Source organism: Hahella ganghwensis DSM 17046, assembly GCF_000376785.1.
Taxonomy (GTDB): Bacteria; Pseudomonadota; Gammaproteobacteria; order Pseudomonadales; family Oleiphilaceae; genus Hahella; species Hahella ganghwensis.
The window spans coordinates 35,908-53,064 of sequence record NZ_AQXX01000142.1; the positions used below are offsets into that span (position 1 = coordinate 35,908).

The window sequence follows — 17,157 nt, forward strand, 5'->3', positions numbered from 1 at the left end:
ATGACCTTAACAAAAGATTCTGTATTTCAACTGGCCCGGGATGGCCAACTTTACGCCGGCGCGATTATTCCTGGCCTGGAGCAGGAAAATGCTCACCACTTCGATACGTTAAACCCTTTCGACCACAGTATCATCGGCAAGGTGCAACGCTGTACTGAACAGCACGTGAAAGCCGCCGCCCAAATATGTCGGGCCACTTTCGAATCCGGAGATTGGTCCCGACGCCCACCCAGTGAACGCAAGCAGGTGATGCAACGCTGGGTAGCCCTGCTGGAGCAGCACAAGGAAGAATTGGCGGCCCTGGATTCTATTGATGCCGGTAAACCTATCACCGAATGCCTGGAGACCGATCTTCCGGAAACCCTCCATACCTTTTCCTGGTATGCCGAGGCGATAGATAAAGTGTTCGGCCGGGTCTCTCCTACAGCCACAGACACGCTGGCCCTGATCGTCAAAGAACCAGTCGGTGTGGTAGGGGCAGTTCTGCCCTGGAATTTCCCCGCACTGATGCTGGCTTGGAAAGTCGCGCCGGCCCTGGCTGCCGGCAACTCGGTCATTGTAAAACCGGCAGAACTGACTTCCCTGAGCGCCTATCGAATAATTCAACTGGCGCACGAAGCCGGTGTACCTCGGGGAGCACTGACTCTGGTAACCGGATTCGGTGAAGAAGTCGGTAAAGCCATTGGCCTGCATCCTGACATCGACGTGGTTTCCTCTACCGGGTCAACCGAAGTCGGTCGCCTGTTTCTCACCTATGCCGCCGAAAGCAATCTGAAAGAGATCATCCTTGAGTGTGGCGGCAAGAGCCCGCAAGTGGTTTTCGATGACACTTATGAACTGGAAAGTATCGCCGATGACATTCTTTCCGCCGCATTTTGGAACATGGGCGAAAACTGTAGCTGCGGTTCCCGCCTGATTGTCCATAAAAATATCAAGAGCGAACTTCTGGCGATTCTGCAACAACGCCTGGATAACGGTTGGAAGGTAGGCAACCCCCAAGACCCGGAGGTCTCTATCGGACCAATGATCGAACCGGCTCATTTCGAGAAGGTCTGTGACCATATCAACCGTGCCCGAGAGGAAGGCGCAAAACTCATCCGCGGTGGAAACACCCTTAACCAGGGCGCGGGAATGATCGTTGAACCTACCATCTTCGATGGGGTGACACCGCATATGCGCCTATTCAGGGAAGAGGTCTTTGGTCCGGTTCTCGCCGTGACCAGCTTTGAAACGGAGGAGGAAGCCATACATCTGGCCAATGCCACAGACTATGGTCTTGCAGCCTCGGTCTATACGTCTGATGTCCGACGAGCCCACCGGGTTTCCAGAGCCATCCGGGCTGGCACAGTATCAGTCAACTGTTTTTCTGAAGGGGATATCTCCACGCCGTTTGGTGGCTATAAGACTTCCGGTTTTGGGGGGCGGGATAATGGCCTGGAAGCCTTTGACCAATACGTGCAGACGAAAACTCTCTGGTACAGTAATTAGTGTCAGCAATCAGTATCCGCAACACGTCACTGACCAACTGAAGCTTGCTGGCAAGTAAAAAAGCACCGACACCCATTCGTCCAAAGTATGAAGGAGTGTCGGTGTCAACCACACAAAAGACGCTAAATCAGACCGCTGTTAACACTAAGACAATCAATCCATCAAGCCTGGCTTATTCAGCACAGTCCAGGCTCCCCCACAATGAGGTAAATCCTCTGCGGGCGAGAGACTTTTCCGGTAATAGAGATAATACCGCCTGGCGCTCCCGCAACAGTTCCTGCTCGGTTTCACGAATCATTTTCTTGCAGAAATCATCAAGCTCCAGACCTTCGACAATATCAACGTGACCATGCCGACATGTCACTGGAAAGGAAAAAAACAACCCAGGTGCCACGCCATATTCACCATGACTGAACACGCCCATGCTGACGAAGTCCCCAGTGCTGGTGCCGATCATCCAATCACGTAAATGATCAATAATGGCCTGCGCAGCAGACGCCGCACTGGTCCGCCCTTTGACATTAATCACAGCCTCGCCACGCAACTGCACTTCACCAATCATGATTTCCCGATACCAGTCGATATCCAGCCCTCGTCTCAACGGCTGCCCATTAATATGCACATGGTTTGCATCGGGAAACTGAGTACTGGCGTGATTCCCCCACACAGCCAGCCTTTCGACACTTTGTGGGCTGACGCCCAGTTTGCGGGACAGGAATCCTTTCGCTCGGTTATGATCCAAACGCATCAGAACAGTGAGCTGGCTGGGAGAAAGTCTTTCCGCATTGGCCCAGGCAATCAACGCATTGGTATTGGCGGGATTACCCACCACCAGGACTTTCACTGTCGGCTTGGCATACTGGCCCAGTGCCTTGCCCTGCTTGGCAAATATTTCGGCATTGTCCTTCAGCAGGTCAATGCGCTGCATTCCTGCACTGCGGGGTTTAGCCCCCACCAGCAAAGCATAATCACAATCGACGAAACCGGTTTCAGGTGAATCATGGAGAGTCACTGACTCAAGCAACGGAAAGGCGCAGTCTTCCAGTTCCATTGCCAGCCCCCGCAACACCTGCATGGCCTCGGGTCGTTCAATCAATTGCAGACGAATGGGGCGTTGCCCAAATGGTTCACCAGCAGCCAGCCGAAACAACAACGACTGACAAACACTACCTGCCGCACCAGTGACGGCGACGGTCAAAGGCTGAGTCATAACATCCTCCAAGAATGTTTGATGAAGACCGTTTCATTTTACGTCGACCACGGTATTGCTGTAGTTTCCACTATGGTCGAAAACGCTTTAGACATTAGGCTATAGCTTAGAAAAGACGCGATATTCTGATGCGATATTGGCACATAAAACTGCACTAAAAAGAGGCTGCTACTGCCTATTTCCAGTGCACCCGACCACAGTTACTCATAAACATCATCTGTAGTATGATGCATAAAATTTTCACAATACTTATAAATCAAACGATTAAGTAGATATCTATGAACAAGCTCAAATCCCTCTCAATTCTTGCAACATTGGCCTTAGCATCCTGTGCAACGGTCAAGCCAACTCCCGGTTCTGAAAATGTCAGGCTGATTACAGATGGACAGGCTGCTCAGTGCGAGCGTCTGGGTACAGCATCTGCACAGGTACTGGATGAAGTCGTCTTTCTGCCTCGCGGTGCCGGCCCAATGGCGGATGAACTACTGGCGCTGGCCAAAAACGAAGCGGTAAAAATGGGCGGCAACGCTGTCGCAACTGCCGGTGAAATTATCGACGGCACCCGTGAGTTTGTTGTTTACAACTGCCAATAGCGCTTATGGCGGCGGTGTTTTCACTGCCGCATTTCCTGACGAATTAAACGGTCCCCCGTACCACAAAACATGTCTCATGCCTTCCTCCTGACCCGACAATGGGATGATGTTCCCGCCAACGGAAGTGGTACACGAAAACTGCAGCTGACGCTTTGGGCAATTGGGCCTGATGGCCCGATTCGGCTGCGCTATCAATCGCAAAATGCCATCTGTTTCCTTGAACAAGACTGCGTTGATCAGGCAAGAAGCGTCTTAACACGTGAATATGGACCACCCACGAGCGCCAATCCCGTCTGGTATGACAGGCCGGTTCAGTTATGCAGCTTCAGCGGACAGCCTGTCCATGCGTTCTATTTTCGGGAGCAACGGGGGTTATACAGGGCACGGGATCAGTTGGCCAACACAGGCCTGACACCACTTGAGGCCGACATTCAGCCCCACGATCGGTTTCTAATGGAAAGGTTTATCACCGCCTCTTTCGAGTATCGCGGCAACCCGATACAACATCCGCGATATCAGGAGCTTCATGAAGCCACCCTGAGGCCCACACACTATCGCCCGGACTTTAAAGTCGTTTCCCTGGATATTGAAACCTCCATGACCGGGGATCACCTGTATTCCATCGGACTGATTACTGCCAACAGCAATGCGCCCATTAAACCCGAAGAAGATCATCGCAGGGATGAGAATGGTCGGGTCATCGCCAAAGTTTTCATGATTGGATCCTCCCCGGATTCAAATTCCTCTCAGTCTCCTGTCTCTCACCCCACTCTGGATGAAGAGCCAGATCAAACCCAGGCTGCACCAGATTATCTGGAGTTCTGTCGGGATGAACGCGACCTCATGCAGCGCTTTCTGTCCTGGTTTGAAGCTTATGATCCGGACATTATCATCGGCTGGAGCGTGATCAACTTCGATCTGCGTTTTTTGCAGAAAAAGGCCGACTCTCTCGGCATCCCTCTGAATCTGGGGCGCGCCAACAGTGCATTGGACTGGCGACAATCCCGCAATGACGAAGGACACTTTACCCTTTGCATGCCCGGGCGACTGGTGCTGGACGGTATAGAAACACTGAAGTCTGCCACCTATATCTTTGAAAGTTTTTCGCTGCAGAACGTGGCCAGTGTGGTACTTAAACGCGGCAAACTCATTCATGACGTGGACAACCGTGGAGAAGAGATCACCCGGCTATTCCTGGAAGACAAAGCCTCACTGGCCGCCTACAACCTGGAGGACTGCCAGTTGGTCTGGGACATCTTCAGACACACGGAACTGATCGCCTTCGCCGTGGAGCGGGCTGAGCTGACCGGCCTGGCCATGGACCGTTTCGGCGGCTCAGTGGCCGCATTTGATCATCGTTATCTGCCGAGACTGCATCGTGCGGGGTATGTGGCTCCCAGCCTGATTAAAGACCCGGTGGGTGTCGGCAGCCCCGGCGGCTATGTGATGGATTCCAGACCCGGCATTTACGAGCATGTCCTGGTGTTGGACTTTAAAAGCCTGTACCCCAGCATTATCCGCACCTTCAAGATTGATCCTCTGGCCAGGATCAAAGGCATCCTCGATGAACCCTCGCCTGCCCAGGACAGGGATGACCAGTGGGACCAGAGAGAAACACCGGAAGTACCAAGAACAGACTTCGTTCCAGGATTCAACGGCGCCGTTTTCAGCAAGGACTCTCCTATCCTGCCCGATCTCATCGGTGAACTCTGGCAGGCTCGGGACCTGGCCAAAAAGCACGGCAACGCGGCTATGTCGCAGGCAATCAAGATATTGATGAACTCCTTCTACGGGGTATTGGGGACTCCGGGTTGCCGCTTTTTCGATTACCGCCTGCCAAGCTCCATTACCCTCCGTGGCCATCAGATCCTGAATCGGACCAAGGCATTGATCGAAGCCGAGGGACATGAGGTGATTTATGGGGATACTGATTCGGTTTTTGTGCATCTGCGACAGGTTAAAGATCTGGATAACCAGCAGATATTTTCAATTGGGGAGCAACTGGCGGGATACCTCAACCGATGGTGGCAAAAGGAACTGAAAACCGAATACCAGATTCAGAGTTACCTCGAAATCGAATTCGAAACCCATTTCACCCGCTTTGTCATGCCCACCATTCGCGGATCGGAAAAAGGCAGCAAAAAGCGTTATGCCGGCTTGATGGTCAAACCAGACGGCAAGGAAGAGCTGATATTCAAAGGCCTGGAAACTGTTCGTACCGACTGGACACTCCTGGCCCGAGAGTTCCAGAAAGAACTCTATCGACGGATTTTTTACCAGGAACCCTACGAACACTATATTCAGGACATCGTCCAATCCATTCGCGCAGGCGAGCGGGATGAACAGCTTTACTATCGCAAACGCCTGCGACGCCGCATTGACGAATACCAACGCAATATCCCTCCGCACGTTCAGGCAGCCAGACGCGCCAACCTGCACCGCCAGGAGCAGCATCAGCCACCGCTCTATCGCCGCGGTGACTGGGTGGAATATGTCATGACCGTCAATGGTCCGGAAGCACTGCCCTATCGGCAGTCTTCACTGGATTACGATCTTTACATTGAGCGCCAGGTCGCCCCCATTGTCGACGGCATCTGCCACTTTCTGGGTACGTCATTTGATAAGATTGCGAGTCCGCAGATTGGGTTGTTCTAAATAGCCGCCCAAGACAGTCTCCGGATGGAACTGGCCTAATACTGGAGAATTATCTGCAACTGAATTGCCATCACCAGAAAGAACAACAGGCCACCCGCTCCCATCGCAATCCAGTCGGTTTTTTTTCATTCTTTTCTCGTTATCCGTCATCAGCACATACTCTTTAGCGAAGTGCTTAACGCCCCAGCAATAAAAGGGAATAACGAGACAAATAAACAACAAGGCCACGCTGAAGGTTATTAACACACCCCCAAAAGGCGTTTCAGGGGCGATAACTTCTTTGGTAATACGATCTGTCACAAAATATGCCAGAAAAAATAATACGGGGGATCTTTTCTTTATCTGCCCCCCCAACCACACTATAGGACGTTGGTCGATAGGAGGAATCACAGTGTCCACAGCTGATATTGCCGGAAAACCAATGATACTTTACTGCCCGATGACAATCGGGGCACCTGATGTTTTTATCCATACGTGACTACCTGCGCCCCTGAGCAGAGGAATCCGAACGAATTGGCTGCACCAGATTCTGGGGGATTGCTTCTGCCATCACCTCTTTGTACTTTGCCTCCATTCTACTCCAAGTGCTGTAGCCATACAGGACGCCACCAAGACAAAAAAGCAATGACTTGAACAATAGAGCGGACCAAACTACGGAAGAATCCGCAAAGAACAGGTAAAGAGCATACACTCCGCCTGCCGGCACCCCAAAACCCAGGACACCATATCGCCACACGTATTGATCTCTACCTAAGACGCGACGTTTCTCCCAGCTTTTCAGTTCTTTCTCAGTCATAATCGATCCTACATTGTGGCGCAGGATTATAGCAAAACACCCATGACAGGTAATCAGAAAGGGTAAGGATATCGGCCACATTAATTTTAAGGCAGTAGATACGGTCCATACCAGGCTCGTTGCCGGGCATATCGGCTATGCGATAACACCCGTACAGCAGACCTATTTCAGCCGCTCCAGCAACTCACAGGCCCGCACCAGGGTTTCATCATCCTTACCAAAACAGAAGCGCACCAGGTGCTCTCCCCTGCCTTCCTGAAAGAAGGCACTGCCAGGCACGCAGGCAATCGAGGCTTTTTCCAGAATATGCATGGCAGCCTCTTTTGATGACTCATAACCAAACCTGCTGACATCCGCCAACACGTAATACGCCCCCTGGGGAACATGAGGAATGAGGCCGACCTGCTCCAGAGCTGAACAGAACAAATCTCGTTTTTTCTGATGCTCTTCAGCCAGTTGGATATAAAAATCCGGCCCCAGAGTATCCAACCCCTTGGCCACCGCATATTGAAGTGGCGCTGCTGCACAGGCGTAATACAGATCATTGGCAACGCCAACTGCTGTCATCAATGATTCAGGCCCTGCAGCGTATCCGATGCGCCAACCGGTGATACTGTAGGTTTTGGAGAAACCCGCCAGGGTCACGGTCCGATCCCACATCCCGGGCAGACTCGCGATACTGATATGCTGGTGACCGTCATAGAGAAAGTATTCATAGATCTCATCCGTAATACATAAAAGATCATAACGCTCACAGATATCGGCAATCGTCTCCAGTTCCTGCCGATTGAAGACATGTCCGGACGGATTGGAGGGCGTATTAACAACAATCGCTTTGGCGTCCCTGGCCAGAGACTCAAGACTTGCAGAATCCAGAGAGAAGTCCCCGGGGTTGGTCGGCACAAACACCGGCTCAAGTCCAGCTAGCATAGAGGCGTTCAGGTGATAACCGTAGTAAGGCTCGAACATCAGGATTTTATCTCCGGGATCACACAACGCATTGACAATACAGGTAAATGCGCCGGTGGTACCGGCAGTCACCACGAAATTATTTTCAGGATCGAGCGCCATACCGCTGTCACGCTTGACCTTTGCGGCCAGAGACTCCCGCAACAGCTGTATGCCGTCAAATCTTGTGTAGCTGTTATATCCGGAAGTGACTGCCGGTATCAGGCTGTCCAGAAGCACCGAGGGAGGTGGTGTATCACAGACACCCTGCCCCAGATTAATACCGCCCTGTTTATGGCATTCCTGAGTCATGGCACGGATATCAGATTGTACCAGTTGAGCAATACGCTGACTTGGATTCGGCATAGATACGTCCTGTTGGCTATGAATAAGTTGCCCAACAGACTAGCAGCCACAGCGTGCTTTTTAAATCGGGACGCAGAATCCGGATCGATCAATTACCTGGATTGATGAACACCGTTTTCATCAATCCAGCCACTGATCAGGCTTTCCGGTATACGCTCAAAGTATATGTTGCGCGCCTGGAGGTGATCTCCCATGGGCACATGCAAGTCGGACGCATCCATCTCCTCAAGAACAATGTCTTTTAATTTGCAATCCCTGTGCTTGAAGGTATCCGCCAACACCCAGAAAGGTTTTCCTTTTTCTCTGGCAGACAAGGCCAACAGATAAGTTCCGCATTTATTGACAAACCCTTGCCGGGGAACCAGCGAGTCACACCCCACAACCACCAAATCGCAATCATCGATCAAGATTCCTATTTGTGTGTCGGGAATGATCGTGGTTTCCACTTCCAGTTTGTCCAACTGCTCCGCCAGACGCAGCCCCTCCATTCCCGGATAGCTGGTTGTCAGCATGACATTGAACGGCCTCCCTTCCAGCACCATGTATTCCATAAAGGCCGCCACAGCAGAGCTATAGCTATGTGTCAGAAGACAGGGGTTATCCGGAAGAATCGCCTGGCAATGCTGGGCAATTTTCTGATTGGCAGAAAGCAGATCTTCAACGACTCCGTGCAGCTCCTGCAGAATCGCACTCTTTACATCGACTGCCGGTGACAGAGATTGCAGACGATGATGCCAGCGGGCAGCGCAATTACCAATCGGGGCCATACTTGGGCGGCAGGTCATCAGCGCCTGGGCTACTTCATCCATCTCGGTGAGAAAGATTGAGTCATTTTCCTGCACCCACTCTTCGAGCCGACCAAGCATTTCCCGGGCGAGCTGGTTGGCTCCGTGATCCCGGTCTGCAACGACAAAATCAATAATTGCCCTGGCTTTAGGGTCCATTGTCAGTACTTAATGAATGAGTGGTATTAGAAGTATAGAAAATGAACCCACGGATTAAAGGTGGATTGCCAACAAAACAACCGGATCGGAAAAATAAAAGATCATTTGGCGGGATCAGTTCAGACAAGAAGCAACCAGAGCAGGCTTTATCAGGTAACGACTAAAGCCTGCCTGATAAGATAGCGCGTCAGCCAGTGGCTGCTTTAGTGTAAAAAGAATCGTTGGCGTAGCGAATATAAAGGTTCAGTTCGTTTTCTGCTTCCCGCATTGTCGTAAATGGCCCTTCCTGGGTATTTTCCCTGGTGACGAAGTACCAACCGTCAGCAGTGTGGATAAAACGATCACTACGAAACCAGGGACGTTCTGCTTCTCCAGATCTAACAGCCATGACACCCTCCACAGAAAGTACAGCTTACAATCTGAGGTTAGTTCACTTTTTAACCACCCCCAAGCGTACAATTGTCAACAAATGAAAAATGCAAAAGGCATCGGAAAACTGTCTGGCATTACTTTTTCGACTTTGCCTTGTTCTGGCTTCGCTTTATTCGACCTGAGGAATCAGTAACACCAGATCAGTGTCCCCAGGATTCACACCATGCTGACTCAGTAGAGTCGTAATCTGACCACGGTGATGTGTCTGATGGTTGAAGAAGTGTTGAATCAACATCCCGAAATTACGGGTCATCGCCTTGCCTGTACTGTCCATATACGGCAGAGCAAACTCCAGATCTTCTTCCTGCATGTCGCCACACCAGTCGATAATCACCTGATCCAGACGGCTACGGCGTGCGCCGAGGTCAGCAATATCAGTTTCCAGAATCTGGTCAAGGGTCTGAGGTTTGGGGAAGCTCTCCAGGTGATTCAAAGCCGGGTAGTGGCGGGGGTGATCCCGATACCGATTCAACCAGAGAATATCTCCGACCATAACATGATTCAGAGTTCCAAGAATCGACTTAAAAAATGCCCCTCGATCCATCCAGAGCACATCCCGACTCAACGTCCTCGCACAATCATAAATCTTGCGATTCATCCACTGATTGTATTGGGCCATCAACCGAAAATTATTCACCAGCATCACGAACCTCCTTGATATTCTTTGTTTTTCAAAAGCATATACCTTTACCCAGCAATAGCAAAGATGCCCTGATAAAAGTTCGCCTGAAGAAAGCTGCGCACACAAGCCTCTGAGAGCTTCTGTAAAACACTAGGGTCTCCAGTTTTTAACACAACAACGGCAACGCTAATAGTTTAAAACGCAGATAGCTTTCAGAGGCTCCTCAGTGCCAGGCTTTAATCGCCTCTTCATAGCTGAGCGTTTTTCCTGGAGGCCGTTCGTTACGCTCCGGTTTAGGAGCCCCAGGCCTATTAATCCAGATATCAGGATCTATTTCCAGATTCAATTTTGGCGCACAAGGGGAGTCAGAAGATAAACCAATTTCCTCCAGCTGCTTGTCCATTGCCGCCGCCAGATTCGACATTACAACGTCAACCTTCAACTCCCCGGTAACCGCCTTTGACACATGTTGCCACCAGAGCGGTGAAAGCCTCGGATAATCCGGAACATTCGTGCCTGTTGGCGTCCAGACATCACGCCCGCGTGAGCGGTAGAATTCAACGAGTCCACCGTACTGTGGTGCCCGGCGAGTCATTTCCTCAGAAAACAGATCCGACTTGCGAATAGGTGTGAGACCTTCAATCGTCTTCTTCAGCGACACGGTTTTGGAAACCGTGAACTGGGCGTATAACCAAGCCGCTTTCCGGCGCTCCAGGGGAGTACTCTTCAATAGCGTCCAGCTCCCTGCATCCTGATAGCCCGATTTCATCCCCTCTTCCCAGTAAACTCCCAGCGGGGACGGCGCCACTCGCCACTTAGGCGTACCATCCTCATTGACTACAGGCAGCCCCGGCTGGCTGGCCTGAGCGACAAACGCGGTGTACCAGAATATCTGTTGAGCGATCTGACCTGAGGAGACCCACCGTCCAGCATCAGTGAAATTGAGGTAACGAGCTTCTGGTGGCGCAAATTTGAACCAATCCGCAAACTTGTTAATGGCGTAGATTGCCGCCGGCCCGTCCAGAGCTCCTCCACGAGCCACAGACGCCCCTACTGGTCGGCACCCATTGACACGAATTCCCCAATCATCCACCGGCAAACCATTGGGTAATCCTGCATCGCCCATTCCCGCCATGGACAGCCACGCATCAGAAATACGCCACCCCAGGGAAGGGTCTTTCTTGCCATAATCCATATGCCCCCAAACCTGCTTGCCGTCAAGTTGCCGAACATGAACTGTAAAAAACTCAGCAATATCCTCGTAGGCCGACCAGTTCAGGGGCACTCCAAGTTCATACCCATAGATGGCCTTAAAACGCTCCCGGAGATCTTTACGGGAGAACCAGTCATACCTGAACCAATACAGATTGGCGAATTGTTGATCCGGAAGCTGGTAAATCTTTCCGTCAGGTGCCGTCGTAAAGCTCAGACCAATAAAATCCTCCAGATCAAGAGTCGGTAGGGTAACCTCACGACCCTCTCCTTCAATAAAGTCCGAGAGTACAACCACCTCGTCACTTCGATAATGTGTACCGATCAAATCGGAATCATTGATATAGGCATCGTATATATTGACACCGGTTTCAGACTGAGCAACCAGCTTTCTGAGCAAGTCATCTTCGCCGGTCAGCTCATGAATCACTTTAATGCCGGTGAGCTCAAAAAAGGCTCGTGAAAGAGTTACGGCCTCATACTCATGGGTATCTATTCGCTCGGACACCACATATAACGTCATACCCTCGAACGGTCTGGCAGCTTCGCTGAACCACTTCAGTTCTTTAAATTGCTGTTGGCGGGAAAGCGTGGATGGTGTAAAGAATTGGTCGATCTGATGATAAATCTGTTTATCGGTCGCCCGGGATAGACTCACCGGCGAATAAAGAATGGCGAAAATGCCGATGACAAAAAGCCAGACAGACTGGTGTGGCAAGAAGCTCATAGCCACTGTCTGATCGTTATTATTTTCGCAGCTCGATAGAATGTTTTTGAAGCGCTGCATTATTAACAGATCCGCTAGATTCCGATACGCTCAGCCATAGTGTGTGGTACTGAGTAAAGTATAGACATCCCTCGGGAAAAGACATCTTTGCCTCACAGAATGCGGCAAAGCCTCCAAATACAACGTCCGACAGAGCAGACAGGTGACAACTGTCGCCTGTCTGAAGACTCGCCTTATCCGGCAACCTGAGAATATGCCTCCAGCTTACGATTCATTTCAAAGAGTTCCTTCTCGCTGACAAAACTTGCTTCAAAACTGTTCTTTACCAGCGCGACTGCCTGCTCACGACTAAGATTAAAAGCCTCGTGAAGTGCCAGGAAATTCTCATTCATATAACCACCAAAATAGGCCGGGTCATCCGAATTCACCGTGACTCTGACCCCTTGCTCAAGCAAGGTCAGAATATTATGCTCCCGCATATCATCAAAGACACACAACTTGGTATTGGAAAGAGGGCACACTGTTAACGGTATTTTTTCTGCGATCAGTCTTTTCACCAAACTTTCGTCTTCAGTACATCTGACTCCGTGATCAATGCGTTTCACCCGCAAAAGATCAAGCGCCTGCCAGATATAATCGGCGGGCCCTTCTTCGCCAGCATGTGCGACAGTCAAGAATCCCTCAGAGCGAGCCCGGTCGAATACTTCCCTGAATTTCTCAGGAGGGTGTCCAACCTCAGAGCTATCCAGACCAACCGCCACAATATGCTGCTTAAAGGGTAACGCCTGCTGCAAGGTCTCCATTGCTGCTTCTGCACTCAGATGCCTGAGGAAACACAGGATCAAACGGGTACTCATCCCCCACTCTTGCTCAGCATCCTTCAAAGCCCCACAAATACCATTGATAACCACTGCCATATCAATACCGCGGTCCGTGTGGGTCTGGGGATCAAAGAAGATTTCAGCATGAATCACATTCTGTTCCCGGCACCTGCGCAGATATGCCATGGTCATGTCATAAAAGTCACGCTCATACAGCAGAACATTGGCTCCCTGATAATATATATCCAGAAACTCCTGCAGGTTATGGAATTTGTAGGCTGCACGAACATCCTCCACAGTGGCAAACGGCAGCTTGATACCATTACGCTGACCTATCTCGAACATTAATTCAGGCTCCAGCGAACCTTCGATATGAAGATGCAATTCTGCCTTGGGCATCCCCTCCAAAAACGCTGTCATATCAGCCATGTCTTATTCCTCTTCGGGCGTCAAAAGAATAAAAACACCATAGCAATCCCTGCTGGAGACTGCGATGGTGTTTATAGAAGATGGTGCCTTTTTTAGAAAAGGTGATCAGAGATTATTTTGGAATATTGCCTTCAATCCCTTCAACGTACCAATTCATGCCAGCCATTTCGCCATGAGGAAGAACTTCCCCTTCCTTCACTTTCAATTCTCCCTGTTGGTTCTTGAGAGGACCAGCAAACGGATGGATCTCGCCGGCCTTGATGCCCTCGATCAAAGCATTGGCCTCGTCAGCGATTTCCTTGGGAATGGAAGAATTCATACTGGCGATAACAATTTCCTCTTCAGCCATCCCTCCCCAGTAATCTTTGGGTTTCCAGGTACCGTCCATCACCTGTTGCACGGTTTCAATGTAGTGGGGTGCCCAGGAATCCACAACCGACAGCAAATGCGCCTTGGGTCCAAAGCGAGACATGTCAGATGCCTGCCCCACCGCATAAACACCACGCTGTTCAGCAATTTTCATGGCTGCCGGGCTATCAGTGTGCTGCAGGATGACATCAACCCCCTGGTCAATCATCACATTCGCAGCATCAGCTTCTTTGGCCGGATCAAACCAGGTGCTGACCCACAGAATTTTCAGCTCGTAATCCGGATTCACTTTATTCATTGCCAAACGTACAGCGTTAATATCGCGGATGACTTCCGGAATCGGGAAGGAAGCGATGTAGCCGATTTTCCCGGTTTTAGTCATACGGGCAGCCACATACCCCGACACGTACCGACCTTCATAGGTCTTGGAAATATAGGTCCCCATATTCTTGCTGCGCTTATATCCGGTGGCATGCTCGAATACCACTTTAGGGAACTGTCGGGCCACTTTTGCCGTCGGGTTCATAAACCCAAAAGAAGTCGTGAATATCAGGTCATGGCCGGATTTTGCCAGATTGCGAATCACCCGTTCCGCATCAGCACCTTCCGGCACATTTTCCACATAGGTGGTTTTCACCTTGTCACCAAAATGTTTTTCGACAGCCAAACGTCCCTGGTCATGTTGATAGGACCAGCCATGGTCCCCGATCGGGCCAACATAAACGAACCCTACTTTGAAAGGTTCATCAGCGGCCATGGTGCCTGCACTGAACAAAGACACAGCCAGGCCGAAGCTCATAGCCAATTTACGGGTCCAATGACGGACACTGCCTTTTGACATGATGTATACACTCCTTTTAGTTGGAGATTGTTGGAGGTTTGGCGAATTCGCCACTTAGTTTTGACCACACGGTCAGGTATTCGCAATTTTAAACAAGTTTTCTATAAGGCAAATTTCTCACCACATTGGACAATCTGCCTGCATAGCGCTCTTCGAGCTCTACAACACTGGTTTCAATAGATCCGAATTGAATTCAATTGGTGCAGAGCTCCAGCAACCTGCCCCAAACAAGCGCCAGATTTACCAAAGTTTGACCAATCGGACAATAGTAAACGAGAGACTGTTATTATCTTGAACACTCCGTTATCTACCTTGAACATTCACCTGCGGAGCGCATTTATTCCCATTTTGAGGCTGGAGGCTGATAGGCCCGCAGGGACTGAAGCAACTGCTCCGGATCATTTTCAATAATCAACATATCCCGATAACGTTCACGCATAAAGGACTCACCGACCATATGGTCAATAAAATCTATCAGCTTGTCGTAGTAGCCATTGACGTTCAAAAAAGCACAGGGTTTGTGATGATACCCCAGCATCGCCCAGGTCCAGGCTTCAAAAATTTCTTCCATCGTACCGGCACCACCAGGCATTGCGACAAAGGCATCGGCAATGGCAGACATCTTTGCTTTTCGCTCATGCATATCCTTGACGACGAACAAAGAAGTCAGCCCCGGATGAGCGATCTCCCGATCACGCAACGCTGTCGGAATCACACCAGTAACCTTACCCCCAGCGTTAAGTACTGCATCCGCGATAGTTCCCATCAATCCCACATGGCCACCACCGAAAACCAGCTCAGCGCCACTTTCAGCCAGCAAGGTCCCAAGCCGCACAGCCTGCTCGGCATAGACTGGCAGTCTGCCATGACCTGAACCACAAAATACCGCTACTTTCATCAGAACCCCTTAGGTTGTTTTATGGATTGCCTGGAAGCTGTTCACACCTGCACATCAATTCAGAGGTATGTCCTGTGCATCCTTGTGCTTTTGATAGTTATCGGACATCACTCCGTAATGTGATTTCAGTTTTTCCAGACGCTCTCGCCATTCAGATTGCTGTTCAACAGTGCCTTGATCAACCATGTCCAGCAGATAATGTGCGGTCCAATATTGGTTCTCACGGCAGTAATGACCGTCTTTGCAGGCAAAGACTTCTTCAAGAATTTTCAAATCATGGGGAATATTGAAACTATCGCGAGAATCGAAATAGCTGAATACATAGTAGAAATTATCAAAGCCGCTCCAGGTGATGGCCGACAGGCAGAGTGAGCAGGGTTCATGGGTTGACAGAAACAGACAGTCCTTCGGATCCGGCCGGGAATCTGCCGGAAGACCCCAGAACTGATTCAGACAGGAGATTTCGCCATGAAACAAGGGGTTTTGGGTTTCCTGATTCGTAGCGGCCAGCACCAGAGAAAGATCTGATTTCCTCAGAATGGCAGCGCCGAAAACTTTATTTCCAGCTTCAGTTCCAGCTCTGGTCAGGGGAAGAATATCGCCCTCCATTACTTCAAGTAATCTGCCCGTAAGCTCTGCGCTCATAATCTCTCCCATCACAACCGCGTGATTGTCTTCGTTTTTCGATAATTCATCCGGGCCTGCAGATACAGGCCCGACAACAGGGAGAGAAGATTACAACGAATAAAGGTGAGAGCAAAGACCTGAGTCGTCCTCAGCTCATATTGCGCGTCGTCTGCCGCTTCCCATCACCCCGACAATGATGGACTGCATAACCAGAAGAAAAATAACAAAAACCAGGATGCTGTAGAAAGCAACCGGATTTTCGTTCTTGAAGCGAATCACTTTGTACAACCACTTATATATAAACGGGACGGCATCTTCACTAGCGTAGGAATTCATTTGACTGGCATTTCGCCCGGAGCCGCCACTCCTTCCTGAATCCGAAAAACTGACCGAACGACGCTGGTAGTCCTGCACAAAAAGATCAGCGCCAACCAGTCCACGAATTTCATCGAGCTGGGCTCCCACGGAGTTTCTGATGTTTTTGCCAAACTCTCTCACACCGCCCTGCAGCAATCCCCAGTCCTGAGCGATGGCCTCGCTATCCATGACATCACTGACACTCAGGTTTTCAGACGCCCCCCAGACCGAGTATGACAACACATCCACCGGATCCTCGGATCCGGCGATATAACCATAGCTGTCATACCCTGCCCCACCATAGACTCCAGACTCTGTACGAATATCGATAAATGAGGAATCATCCAGATACTCAACGTCCTCGAAATCATCAAAGCGAGCATTCAGCTCTGACAGGGAGGCCTCTTCAAATACTTCACCCGGCACAACAAACTCAACATTATCCGAGTAGCCTGGTTCCGAGTAGCTCGCGCCTGCTCCCACCCTGGCAGCGCTGGCCCCGGAAGTCATGCTTTCCAGTCGAGGAGCCAGTTCAATGGCATGAGACACTCCACCCAAGGACAGAAGTATCAATACAAATAAATGATGTCGATGTGTACGTTTCATTCTCTTTTCGGACAGTCCTGTTAAGTCCGATCCGCAATCAGTCTGGCTAATGAATTCCAGATTTCAGTGACACAGTGGTCATTCAGACTGGCGGATACTAAATGCTGTTACAGCATTTTATCGGATTCTACGCTTTAGGGTTAACCCATGCATTGGGTCTATTTTAGTTATCAATATCAGCCTAGTGCTTTTTTCTAGCCCACTTGCCAGGGAGGC

The 17,157-nt window shown here is 50.4% G+C and carries 16 protein-coding genes; 3 read left to right on the forward strand and 13 right to left on the reverse strand.

The features are described from left to right. The gene (locus tag F566_RS0128270; protein ID WP_020410417.1) at positions 1-1,488 is read left to right on the forward strand and encodes an aldehyde dehydrogenase; all 1,488 of its coding nucleotides are present in this window, start codon (positions 1-3) and stop codon (positions 1,486-1,488) included. 172 nt (positions 1,489-1,660) lie between these two features. Here the strand turns inward: F566_RS0128270 and F566_RS0128275 are convergent, their stop codons facing one another. Then, complete coding sequence (locus tag F566_RS0128275) at positions 1,661-2,698, reverse strand: malate dehydrogenase (protein WP_020410418.1); 1,038 nt, start codon at positions 2,696-2,698, stop codon at positions 1,661-1,663. Between the two features lie 278 nt (positions 2,699-2,976). On the opposite strand from F566_RS0128275, the gene F566_RS0128280 reads away from it, so the two are divergent. Next, on the forward strand, positions 2,977-3,291 hold the full coding sequence (locus F566_RS0128280; RefSeq protein WP_020410419.1) for a DUF4156 domain-containing protein: 315 nt from the start codon (positions 2,977-2,979) through the stop codon (positions 3,289-3,291). 69 nt (positions 3,292-3,360) lie between these two features. After that, positions 3,361-5,946 carry a DNA polymerase II gene (locus F566_RS0128285; protein ID WP_020410420.1) on the forward strand — a complete coding sequence of 862 codons (2,586 nt, stop codon included), beginning with the start codon at positions 3,361-3,363 and terminating at the stop codon, positions 5,944-5,946. Here F566_RS0128285 and F566_RS0128290 read toward each other — a convergent pair. The 12 genes from F566_RS0128290 to F566_RS0128345 form a co-directional block, all read right to left on the reverse strand. Further along, a complete protein-coding gene (locus tag F566_RS0128290) occupies positions 5,905-6,345 on the reverse strand; it encodes a hypothetical protein (protein ID WP_157497167.1) in 441 nt (146 codons plus the stop codon). The two genes, F566_RS0128285 and F566_RS0128290, sit on opposite strands and share 42 nt — an antisense overlap. Before the next feature lie 79 nt (positions 6,346-6,424). After that, positions 6,425-6,742, reverse strand: coding sequence for a hypothetical protein (locus F566_RS0128295; protein WP_020410422.1), 318 nt, complete (start codon positions 6,740-6,742; stop codon positions 6,425-6,427). 162 nt (positions 6,743-6,904) lie between these two features. Next, positions 6,905-8,056: a pyridoxal phosphate-dependent aminotransferase gene (locus tag F566_RS0128300; RefSeq protein ID WP_020410423.1), complete on the reverse strand. Its 1,152-nt coding sequence runs from the start codon at positions 8,054-8,056 to the stop codon at positions 6,905-6,907. 92 nt (positions 8,057-8,148) lie between these two features. Beyond that, the gene (locus tag F566_RS0128305; RefSeq protein WP_020410424.1) at positions 8,149-9,000 is read right to left on the reverse strand and encodes an eIF2B alpha/beta/delta subunit family protein; all 852 of its coding nucleotides are present in this window, start codon (positions 8,998-9,000) and stop codon (positions 8,149-8,151) included. A 187-nt stretch (positions 9,001-9,187) separates the two neighbouring features. Continuing rightward, entirely contained in the window at positions 9,188-9,388 is a 201-nt protein-coding gene (locus F566_RS0128310) for a DUF6316 family protein (protein ID WP_020410425.1), read from the reverse strand. A gap of 153 nt (positions 9,389-9,541) precedes the next feature. Further along, a complete protein-coding gene (locus F566_RS0128315; protein ID WP_020410426.1) occupies positions 9,542-10,075 on the reverse strand; it encodes a DinB family protein in 534 nt (177 codons plus the stop codon). A 202-nt stretch (positions 10,076-10,277) separates the two neighbouring features. After that, positions 10,278-11,993 (reverse strand): ABC transporter substrate-binding protein, encoded by a 1,716-nt coding sequence (locus F566_RS0128320; protein ID WP_033417021.1) that lies wholly within the window; start codon positions 11,991-11,993, stop codon positions 10,278-10,280. 233 nt (positions 11,994-12,226) lie between these two features. Beyond that, entirely contained in the window at positions 12,227-13,234 is a 1,008-nt protein-coding gene (locus tag F566_RS0128325) for an adenosine deaminase (protein WP_026180386.1), read from the reverse strand. Between the two features lie 121 nt (positions 13,235-13,355). Continuing rightward, entirely contained in the window at positions 13,356-14,453 is a 1,098-nt protein-coding gene (locus tag F566_RS0128330) for a BMP family ABC transporter substrate-binding protein (RefSeq protein ID WP_020410429.1), read from the reverse strand. Positions 14,454-14,790: 337 nt separating this feature from the next. Then, positions 14,791-15,351: an LOG family protein gene (locus F566_RS0128335; RefSeq protein ID WP_020410430.1), complete on the reverse strand. Its 561-nt coding sequence runs from the start codon at positions 15,349-15,351 to the stop codon at positions 14,791-14,793. Positions 15,352-15,405: 54 nt separating this feature from the next. Further along, positions 15,406-15,996: a nucleoside deaminase gene (locus tag F566_RS0128340; RefSeq protein WP_020410431.1), complete on the reverse strand. Its 591-nt coding sequence runs from the start codon at positions 15,994-15,996 to the stop codon at positions 15,406-15,408. Positions 15,997-16,131: 135 nt separating this feature from the next. Next, positions 16,132-16,941, reverse strand: a complete 810-nt coding sequence (locus F566_RS0128345) for a hypothetical protein (RefSeq protein WP_020410432.1) — start codon at positions 16,939-16,941, stop codon at positions 16,132-16,134. Positions 16,942-17,157: the final 216 nt, after the last annotated feature.